The 9,783-nt window shown below is 72.5% G+C and carries 7 protein-coding genes; 5 read left to right on the top strand and 2 right to left on the bottom strand.

Annotation, left to right across the window (positions count from 1 at the left end; all coding sequences use genetic code 11):
* The 4 genes from CA984_RS47960 to CA984_RS18095 form a co-directional block, all read left to right on the top strand.
* On the top strand, nucleotides 1–1,380 hold a 1,380-nt coding region (locus tag CA984_RS47960), incomplete at its 5' end, for a thiamine pyrophosphate-dependent enzyme (RefSeq protein WP_242676026.1).
* Nucleotides 1,381–1,657: 277 nt separating this feature from the next.
* Nucleotides 1,658–2,410 (top strand): lysophospholipid acyltransferase family protein, encoded by a 753-nt coding sequence (locus CA984_RS18105; RefSeq protein WP_086573879.1) that lies wholly within the window; start codon nucleotides 1,658–1,660, stop codon nucleotides 2,408–2,410.
* A 38-nt stretch (nucleotides 2,411–2,448) separates the two neighbouring features.
* Nucleotides 2,449–3,000, top strand: a complete 552-nt coding sequence (locus tag CA984_RS18100) for a hypothetical protein (protein WP_086573877.1) — start codon at nucleotides 2,449–2,451, stop codon at nucleotides 2,998–3,000.
* A 303-nt stretch (nucleotides 3,001–3,303) separates the two neighbouring features.
* Nucleotides 3,304–4,683, top strand: a complete 1,380-nt coding sequence (locus CA984_RS18095) for an alpha/beta hydrolase (RefSeq protein ID WP_165781309.1) — start codon at nucleotides 3,304–3,306, stop codon at nucleotides 4,681–4,683.
* A 64-nt stretch (nucleotides 4,684–4,747) separates the two neighbouring features.
* Here the strand turns inward: CA984_RS18095 and CA984_RS18090 are convergent, their stop codons facing one another.
* Nucleotides 4,748–7,183 carry a family 20 glycosylhydrolase gene (locus tag CA984_RS18090; protein ID WP_242676025.1) on the bottom strand — a complete coding sequence of 812 codons (2,436 nt, stop codon included), beginning with the start codon at nucleotides 7,181–7,183 and terminating at the stop codon, nucleotides 4,748–4,750.
* Between the two features lie 135 nt (nucleotides 7,184–7,318).
* A complete protein-coding gene (locus tag CA984_RS18085) occupies nucleotides 7,319–8,533 on the bottom strand; it encodes an ROK family transcriptional regulator (protein WP_133061702.1) in 1,215 nt (404 codons plus the stop codon).
* Between the two features lie 321 nt (nucleotides 8,534–8,854).
* On the opposite strand from CA984_RS18085, the gene CA984_RS18080 reads away from it, so the two are divergent.
* Entirely contained in the window at nucleotides 8,855–9,781 is a 927-nt protein-coding gene (locus CA984_RS18080; protein ID WP_086573870.1) for a formylglycine-generating enzyme family protein, read from the top strand.
* Nucleotides 9,782–9,783 lie beyond the last annotated feature (2 nt).

The following is a 9,783-nucleotide window of genomic DNA, read 5'->3' as shown; positions in this document are numbered from 1 at the left end:
TCCCCGGCCTCGGCCCCGTCCGGCCACGTCTTCCTCACCCCCGTCCCGGTGTCCCGGGTATCCCCGGGGTCCTCCGAGCCGGAGCCGAGGGAGGTCGCGCGGCTGGCGGAGCTTCTCGGGGCCGCGCGGCGGCCGGTGTTCGTGGCGGGCAGGGGAGCACGCGCGGCCAGGCGGGAGCTGGAGGAGCTCGCCGAGCGGATCGGGGCGCTGCTCGCCACCTCCGCCGTGGCCAAGGGACTCTTCCGGGGCAGCCCGTGGGACCTGGACGTGAGCGGCGGCTTCGCCTCGCCTCTCACCGCCGAGCTCGTCCGCGGCGCCGATGTGATCGTCGGCTGGGGCTGCGCGCTCAACATGTGGACCATGCGCCAGGGCACGCTGATCGGGCCGGAGGCCAAGGTCGTCCAGGTCGTCCAGGTCGACCTGGACGCCGACGCCCTCGGCGCCCACCGCCCGATCCACCTCGGCGTGGTCGGCGACGTCGCCCTCACCGCGCGGTCCGTCACCGCGCTGCTCGCCGGAGGCGGGGACGACCTCCGTCCGGCGCCCGCCGTACGGGACGGGTCCGGCGGGGAGGCGTCCGCCGTACCGGAAGGCGGTCCCGGGATCCCGGATGTGCGGGACGGGTCCGGCGGGGAGGCGTCCGCCGTGCCGGACAACGGTTCCGGGGGTCCGGACGTACCGGAGAGGAGCGATCCCGGGGCGCGAGGTGTACCGGAGGGCGGCGGATACCGTTCGGTGGCGCTGGCCGGGCGGATCGCCCGCGAGAACCGCTGGCGGGACGTGCCCTATGACGACGAGGGCGGTGAGGGCCGCATCGACCCCCGTACCCTCACGATCGAGCTGGACGACCTGCTCCCCGCCGAACGCGTTGTCTCCGTCGACTCCGGGAATTTCATGGGATATCCGTCGATGTTCCTCGACGTTCCGGATGAGCGTGGTTTCTGCTTCACCCAGGCGTTCCAGTCCATCGGCCTCGGCCTGGCCACCGCGATCGGTGCCGCCCTGGCCCAGCCGGACCGGCTCGCGGTGGCGGCGCTGGGCGACGGGGGCGCGCTGATGGGCGTCGCCGAGTTGGAGACGGTCGTACGGCTCGGCCTCGCGATGGTGATCGTGGTCTATGACGACGAGGGCTACGGGGCCGAGGTCCATCACTTCGGCCCGGACGGGCACAGCCTGGACACCGTCACCTTCCCGCCCGTCGACATCGCCGCCATCGCCCGGGGTTTCGGCTGCGAGGCGGTGACCGTACGGGATCGGGCGGATCTCGCCGCGGTGGCCGGATGGCTGGGCGGGCCGCGGCGCCGGCCGCTGCTGGTCCACGCCAAGGTCAGCGGCGCGCGGGGGTCGTGGTGGCTGGAGGAGGCCTTCCGCGGACACTGAGACTCGCGGAGGTCTTCTGCGGTCCTTGGGACCCGGGGTCTTCTGCGGTCCTTGGGACCCGGGGTCTTCTGCGGGTCTTGGGACCCGGGGTCTTCTGCGGGCCTCTGGATCGGGGGGTCTTCTGCGGGCCTCGGGACCCGGGGGAGTATGGAGAGCCGCCCCGCTCCCGGAGATCGCCGGCGGCGCATCGGGCCCATCCGCCGCGGCGGTCTCCACGGTGTGCTCGTGCCGCCACCGCCGGTCGAATCCCGCCGAAAGGCTGAGGTACGGTTCAGCCATGGCTGAGATCGTGTACCCCCCGGTCATCGGGGCCGCGCGGACCCTGTTCCGCGCGCTGGACCTAAAGATCCGCGTTGAGGGCGCCGAGCGGATCCCGAGAACCGGCGGAGCGGTGCTGGTCAGCAACCACATCAGCTATCTCGACTTCATCTTCGCGGGCCTGGCCGCGCTGCCCGCCAAGCGGCTGGTGCGCTTCATGGCCAAGAAGGAGGTCTTCGACCACAGGATCTCCGGCCCGCTGATGCGCGGCATGCACCACATCCCGGTGGACCGGGCGGCGGGCGCCGCCGCGTTCGGTGCGGCGCTGAAGTCGCTCAAGGCCGGTGAGATCGTGGGCGTGTTCGCCGAGGCCACGATCAGCCAGTCCTTCACGATCAAGGAGATCAAGAACGGCGCGGTCCGGATGGCCGTGGGCGCCAAGGTGCCGATGATCCCGATCGCCCTGTGGGGCACCCAGCGGCTGTGGACCAAGGGGCACCCCAGGAAGCTGTTGCAGCGGCATGTGCCGATCACCATCATCGTCGGCGAGCCGCTGCACGCCAAGCGCGGCGACGACTACGACGCCGTAACCGTCGACCTGCGCGAGCGCATGTCCGCGCTGCTGGACCGGGCCCAGCGGACCTACCCGGAGATCCCCCCGGGAGCCTGGTGGCAGCCGCGCCATCTGGGCGGTACCGCTCCCACCCCCGAGGAGGCGGAGAAGATGGACGCCGCCGAGGCGGAGGCGAGGGCGGCCCGGCGCAAGTCGTGAACAGGTGAGCCGCAAGTGGTGTGCTCCACGCTGTCCCCATGAGTGACGCGTTCGAGAACATCGCCGGTGCCTTCCAGCCCGGACCGGCCCCCGGCCCCGGCCGCACGCCGGGACCGATCGGCATGACGATCCTGCTGATCTGCTGGGTGGGGCTGGGCCTGATGCCTTTGGTGCTCTCGGTGTCCGATCTCAAGCTGGCCACAGGTGAGATCGGCACCGCGGGCACCCTCACGGTCGTCTCGTGCGAGTCCCTGGGCAAGGGCCGTTACGACTGCAAGGGCAGCTTCGCGCCCGACGGCGGCGGCGCCGCGGTGGCGGTGGCCGCCTCGCCCGACTCCACCGCCGGGGACGTCAAGCGGGCCCAGCTCACCCCCGAGGGCGACCGCGCCGTCCCGGCAGGCACCCCCGGCCTTCTGTCCGCCCTGACCATGCCCTTCCTGGGGGTGGGCGTCCTGGCCTTCCTGCCGTACGTGTTCCTATACGTCTTCAAGGCGCGGCGGGGCCGCCGCGCCGCCGTGGCCTTCGGCTCCGTCCTCACGGCCGTCTCGCTCGCCGGCGTCGTCGTCGGCCTGGTCGCGGCCTACTCCTGACGCCCCGGTTTCCCTGACGCCCCGGCTTCCCCGGCGTCCTGGCTTCCCCGGCGTCCCGCACGGGTTCTTCGACGTCGGGAACGGCGCGCACGACGAGGCACGCGCAGCCGCCGGTGAGCCCGGCCTGCTCGGCACCGCGCTGTCGGCCCGAGACCCCGCTGAGCTGCTCGCCCACGACGGCTCCCGCGCCGGCGAGGCGCGCGGGCGCGTCGCGGGATGACATCCCGTGGGCTGATCCGCCGTCGCCGGAACCAGACCACGGTCCGATGCGGCCGGGGTGCCCTTTCGGAGATCGTGGCCGGCATGCTGAAGTCAATCGCCATCGTCCTGACCCTGCTGGGCTCGGGCGTGCAAGCGCAGCACGCCGGTCCCCTCGACTGGCGTCCCTGCCCGAACGACAAGGCCGGCATGGAGTGCGCCGACCTGCGGGTCCCGGTCAACTGGCAGAGAACCGGCAGCCGCGAGATCACGCTGAAACTGGGCCGTCTGAAGGCCACCGGCGCCTCCGAAGGCTCTGTCCTGGTGGCCTACGGCGGCCCGGGCGGGCCGGGGATCGCCCTCACCCAGTCCCAGGCCGGCGGTTGGTGGACCAAGCTCCGCGAGCGCATGGACATCGTCACATGGGACACCCGGGGCTACGGCGAGCAGTTCGGCGGCCTCAGCACGGGTCTGCCGTGCACCTGGACCCGTATCCCGATGCCCGAGTTCCCCGATGACGACGCCGACTTCGGGCGGCTCTCCGACACCAACCGCGGCTACGCCGAGGCCTGCCGCAACAAGGACCCCGAGTTCTTCGCCAACATGAGCTCGGCCGACAACGCCAGAGACATGGAGGCGATCAGGAAGGCGCTCGGCGGCGCCGGGCTCAACTTCTACGGCGCCTCCTACGCCGGGTTCTACGGGCAGGACTACGCCCGGCTCTTCCCCGGCCAGGTGCGCACGATGGTGCTCGACGGCACGTGGAACCACAGCACGTCCGACTGGCTCGGCGAGCTGGAGGAGATGGCCAGGAGCAACGAGGAGGCCCTCGGCAGGTTCTTCGACTGGTGCGCCGCCGGCAAGTGCCGTGACGTGCCCGCCAAGTGGCGCAGGCTGATCGCCGGGGCCGAGCGCACGCCGATCCCCGCCAAGCGGGCCGGCATCGCCTACGACGGCCGCGACCTGCGGTCCTTCGCGGTCAGCGCCGCCAAGGAGGGCGTCAGGGCGTGGCCGGAGCTGGCGCGGGACATCCGCGGGGCCGCCGGCGGTGACGCCTCCGGCTTCGTCCCCGAGCGCGGCGTCCGCTACCCCGACCAGGCGACCGGCGTCACCGAATGCCTCGACTGGCCCCGTCCCGCCGGCCGCGCCGAGTTGACGTCGGCGATCGCCCGGCTGCGCAAGGTGGCGCCCAACGCGGGCACCGCCGACACGATGGTGACCGGGACCCTCGGGTGCGTCGGCTGGCCGGTACAGGTGACCAATCCGCCCGCCCCGCTGCCGAAGGGCCTGCCGCCGATGCTCGGCGCGGGCGCCTGGGGCGAGTCCGACGCCGTCCGGCGGGTGCTCAAGCAGGTGCCGGGCAGCGCCACCGTCCGGCAGGAGGGGCCCGGCCACACGCTCTACGGCTTCAACACCTGTGCCCGCGACCACATCAACCGCTACTTCACCGACCGCGTGCTGCCGCCGGCGGAGACGGAGTGCTGAAGATCGAATGCCCGTCCCGCCGCCTCCCCGGAGTGGGGAGGCGGCGGGACGGGCGGGAGCTCCGTCAGCCGCGGCTGCGGACGGTGACCGTCAGGCGCCCCTCGACCGGTGCCCGGCCGGGCGCGTGGACCGAGAGCGTTCCCGTGTACCTTCCCGGCAGGTCGAAGGTACGGCCGGAGGTGGCGGTGAACGCGTCGTTGATCCGCATGTCGGGGATGCTCGCCTGCCGCGGGGTCGTCAACGTGATGTTCTCCTGTACACCGTCACTCCAGGCGACGGTCGCCGTGAGGTCGGCGGGTGCGGCTCCCGGAGCGGTGACGGTCCAGGTGGCACCGGCCGGTTCGCCGCTGTCGACGGTGGCCGGGGCGCCGAGCACGTCCGTCAGCCAGGCGACGTCGGCGGTGGGGAAGAAGTTCGTCCCCTGAACCGTCAGCCTGCCCCCCACCTTGGCCAGGCGTGTCTTGAAGTCGCCGTAGTCGCGCTGCGCCTGCGGGGTCCACCCGACCTCGGCGGTGGCGATGATGCGGGGGAAGCTGTAGTACTGCGCCTGGCCGAGGCGCCGGATGAACTCTCCCCACAGCGCCGACTCGACGCCCAGCACGCTGGACTCGGCGATGTTCGGGATGAACGTCCCCGGGTCCCAGTTGTAGTGGCGGTCCAGCCCGCAGGCCCCGCCGCACGCCCAGGTGCCGCCCTGGGGCTGGCGGAGGTCCTGCTTCTGCGGCACGTAGGTGTGGGCCGCCGGGGAGAGGATGACCTTGGCGCCGCGGTCGCGCACCGCGCCGGCCACCGCGGCCCGGTTCCCGTTCCAGAACTGGACGACGGCCTTGTCCTGCGGGAGCGCGGTCCCGGCGTACTCGTTCCAGCCGACGACGGTCTTGCCCAGGGAGGTGGCGGACCTGGTGAACGCGTCGACCATCTTCGTGTAGTCGGCGTGGCTCGTGACGTGCGCCTCGTCGCCGCCGATGTGCAGGTACGGCCCGGGGGTCATCTCGGCGATCTCGGTGAGGACGTGCTCGACGAACTCGTACGTCACGTCGCTGCCCGCGTCGAACGACGAGTAGCCGACCGAGCCGGTGCCGTTGTGCGGCACCGTCGCCTCTCCCGGCTTCGGTCGCGGCTGGGCGCCCGGGGTGTTGAGCTGGGGGATCGCGTGCAGCGCGGCGTTGGTGTGGCTGGGCACGTCGATCTCGGGGATCACCGTCATGCCGTTCTCACCGGCGTGGCGGACGATCTCGGCGTAGTCGGCCTTCGTGTAGTGGCCGGTGAGGCCGAGCTCGGTGCCCATCAGCTGACCGTTGCCGTTATAGGTCATGGCGGTGGCGCCGCTCACCTCGGTGAGCAGGCCGTAGTCGATGCCGGACGGGTTGTCCCGCGGGTTGTCGATCGCGATGCGCCACCCCTGGTCGTCGGTCAGGTGCAGGTGGAGCCGGTTGACCTTGAACTGCGCCGCGGCGTCGATGTAGGCCTTGACCTCGCTCACCGGATAGAAGCTGCGGGCGACGTCGAGCATCATTCCCCGGTGCGCGAAGCGCGGGTAGTCGGTGATCGTCACCGCCGGCACCGTCCACTCGGCGCCGGTGACGGTGCCGGCCTCCACCCATTGCGGGAACAGCTGGCGCAGCGTCTGCACACCGTTGAGCGCGCCGTTGGGCGTGTCGGCGCCGATGCGGACACGCTTGGCGGCGACGGTGAGGGTGTAGCCCTCGGCCTCGTGACCGTCGGGCCCGTTCCCCGGCCCGACCTCGATGACGATCGGCGCCGGTCCCCACCCCTGGCCGACGACGGGCAGGCGGTGGCCGGTCGACGGGCGGAGTACGTCGGCCAGGTATCGCGCCGGCGCCTGGGCGCCGTCGCCGATCGCGACGATCCGCGTGTTCTGGTGCAGGGTGAACGGCGTGGCGTCCTGTTCCTCGACCGACACCGGCTCCGGCACCAGGCCGAGCGTCGGCTCCGGCGGCGCGGGCGGGAGATCCCAGATCTCGAACTCGGAGATGGAGTACCCGTAGGTCGCCCAGCGCTTGCGTCCCTGCATGCGGACGAAGGAGACCGGCTCCGTGGACTTCACCTCGACGACGTCGGTCCTGGGGCAGGTGTCCCGCTGGAGGGCGGCGACGTCGGTCCAGGTGGCGCCGTCGGCCGAGGTCTGCAGGACGAAGTCGCGGGCACAGGCGTTGGGCCAGGTGAGCGTGACGTGGTCGACCTTGGACGGCTTGGCCAGCTCGATCTGCACCCAGTTGTCGTCCTGGTACTTCGACGACCAGCGGGTGCTGCCGTCGCCGTCCTTGACGTGGGCCGCGGCGAAGGTGTCGCGGTCGAGCTCGACGCTGGAGGCGGTGGCCGTGCCCGCGAGGGCCAGATTGGTGGGGGCCGGTGCGGCGGCACCCGCCGCCGGGGCGTCCGGCGTGATCGCCTGCGCGCTGCCGGCGCTCGGTGGCGCCAGCAGCGTCATGGCGAGCGCGGCGGACAGGGAGACCGCGATCGAGCGGTGTTTCGTCAATGGTTTCCAACGGTGCGGGGCATCCGACATGGGGCTCCTTCGCGACGTTCGGCCGCTGCCGGTCAGGCGTGCTTCCGGTGTGGCACTCGGTTAACGCCAGAGTGTGGATGCCGCGCTTTCTTACGTCAATAGTCCCTACATAAATCGCTGCCCGCCCGTGCCCGGGAGTTCCGCCGGGGCGCCTGCGATGCTGTGGATCGGGGAGTGCCGGTCGAGTGCCACCAGTGCCGCGCCGACCGCCGCCGCTCCCTGGGAGATCCTGGCGGTGCGGAGTTCGAGCCGCCGGTCGCGGATGGACAGCTTCTGCCGGGCGAGGGACGCGCGGACCGGGTCGAGCAGGTGGTCGCCCAGATCGGCCAGCTCGCCGCCGATGACCACCCGGTGAGGGTCGAGCAGGATCACCACCGTGCCGAGCGCCCGGCCGAGCAGCTCGGCGCTCCAGTCCACCACGTCGCGGACGCTCCGGTCGCCGCGGTCCAGTGCCGCGACCAGGCCGGGGACGTCGGCGACGTCCGGTGCGACGGCCCTCACGCGCCCCAGCACCGCGTCGATCGACAGATACTGCTCGAGGCAGCCCCTGCCGCCGCACCAGCACGGCGGGCCGCTCGGCTCGACGCTGACGTGGCCGATCTCGCCGGCCGTTCCCGAGGCCCCTCGGGCGAGGGTTCCGTTGACCACCACGCCGCTGCCGACGCCGTGGGACAGGGCGATGTACACCAGGTCCGCGCAGGCCGGCGACTCGACCGTGTATCTCTCCGCGACCGCGGCGAGCCGGATGTTGTTATCCCAGGTCACAGGGGCGTCCAACGTTGCACCCAGACGTTCGGCGAGGTCGGTGACGACGAGGTCGCCCGCCGGATCGCCGCCGCCGGCACGGGGGTCGGGGTGGTGCCCCCAGAGTCCCAGCCCGGCCGCCGCGAGCCCCTCCAGCGCGAGCCGCCGCCCGGCCACGACCCTCTCCAGGAGCGAGAGGGCGGCGTCCATCCGGGCGGAGAGCCCGCACTCCATCCCGATCGGCTCGGTGACGTGGGCGAGCACCGTGCGGGCGATGTCGGCCACGGCGACGCTGACGTGGCCGCGGCCCAGCTCCACCCCGACGGCGGCGGCCGCGTGCGGGTTGAGCCGGACCAGCGTCGTCGGCCGGCCCCGGCCCGTCGCCGGCCGCTGGGCGTCGTCGGCCACCGCGCGGCGCCGGACGAGGTCGGCGACGATGGCCGACATCGTGGTCCGCGAGAGCCCGGTGGCGTTCTCCAGCTCCCGTCGCGAACAGGGGCCGCGCTCGACCAGAATGGCCAGCACCCGCAGCTCGTGCTGCCGGCGTAGATTGCGGAGCACACCGTCGTTGCTCACCGGGCTCGTCCTTTCGCGTCCAGACGGGTCTCCGATTCTGCCCTCTGCCGCGCCGGCCCGAGGAGGCCCGCCAACAGCCGGGGAAGAATTTATGTCAAGCCTCTTGACGAGAATAGGTGGTGTCGTCGACCTGCGGCAACGGCCGCGGGCATGAGCCGGCGACCGGCTCGGCGCGGGGTGCCCGATTCCGCGCTCGGCGTCCCGGATCCGCCGCGGCCGATCGAGGTCACCGCGCCGGTCCCGCCGGGGCGCGGCCGGGAGCGTGACGTCGCGACGACTTTCCGTCGGCATACTCTTTGGGGCAAAACGGAAGGAAGACGCATGACCGAACATTGCTGCATGCCCGGCCGTACCTCGGGCGGAGCGCGGACGCCGGCCGCGGAGCCCGCGCGGAGGCGGGCGAGCGGGCTGGTCCGGCTGGAGGGCGGGACGTTCCGGATGGGGACCGACGACCGGGACGGCTTCCCCTCCGACGGGGAGGGGCCGGTCAGGGCGGTGACGCTCCGGCCGTTCCGGCTGGCGTCCACGGCGGTGACCAACGCGCGCTTCGCCGCCTTCGTGAAGGCGACCGGCTACGAGACGGACGCCGAGCGGTTCGGCTGGTCCTACGTCTTCCACCTCCTCGTGCCGGAGGCGATGCGCGCCTCCGCGCCCTCACCCGCCGCCACCCCCTGGTGGCTGGGGATCGAGGGCGCCGCCTGGCACGCGCCCGAAGGGCCGGGCAGCACGGTCGCCGACCGCCAGGACCACCCTGTCGTGCACGTTTCCTGGCAGGACGCGCAGGCCTACTGCGCCTGGTCGGGTGGCAGGCTGCCGACGGAGGCCGAGTGGGAGTACGCCGCGCGCGGCGGGCTGGAGCAGGCGCGCTACCCGTGGGGCGACGAGCTGACACCCCATGGCCGGCACCGCTGCAACATCTGGCAGGGCCGCTTCCCCACCCACAACACCGAGGAGGACGGGCACCTCGCCACCGCGCCGGTGAAGGCCTACCGGCCCAACGGCTACGGCCTGCACAACATGGTCGGCAACGTCTGGGAGTGGTGCGCCGACTGGTTCGCCGTCGACCACCTCGCCCGGCCGCTGGAGGACCCGCGCGGCCCGGACGGCGGGGAGAACCGGGTGCTGCGGGGCGGCTCCTACCTGTGCCATGACTCCTACTGCAACCGCTACCGCGTCGCCGCGAGGAATTCCAACACCCCGGACAGCAGCTCGGGCAACACCGGTTTCCGGCTCGCGGCGGATATTTAATC

Origin of the sequence: Streptosporangium minutum (genome assembly GCF_002149035.1) — a bacterium.
GTDB lineage: Bacteria > Actinomycetota > Actinomycetes > Streptosporangiales > Streptosporangiaceae > Streptosporangium > Streptosporangium minutum.
Note: the sequence above shows the minus strand (reverse complement) of the source record. Positions and strands in the feature narration are given on the sequence as shown.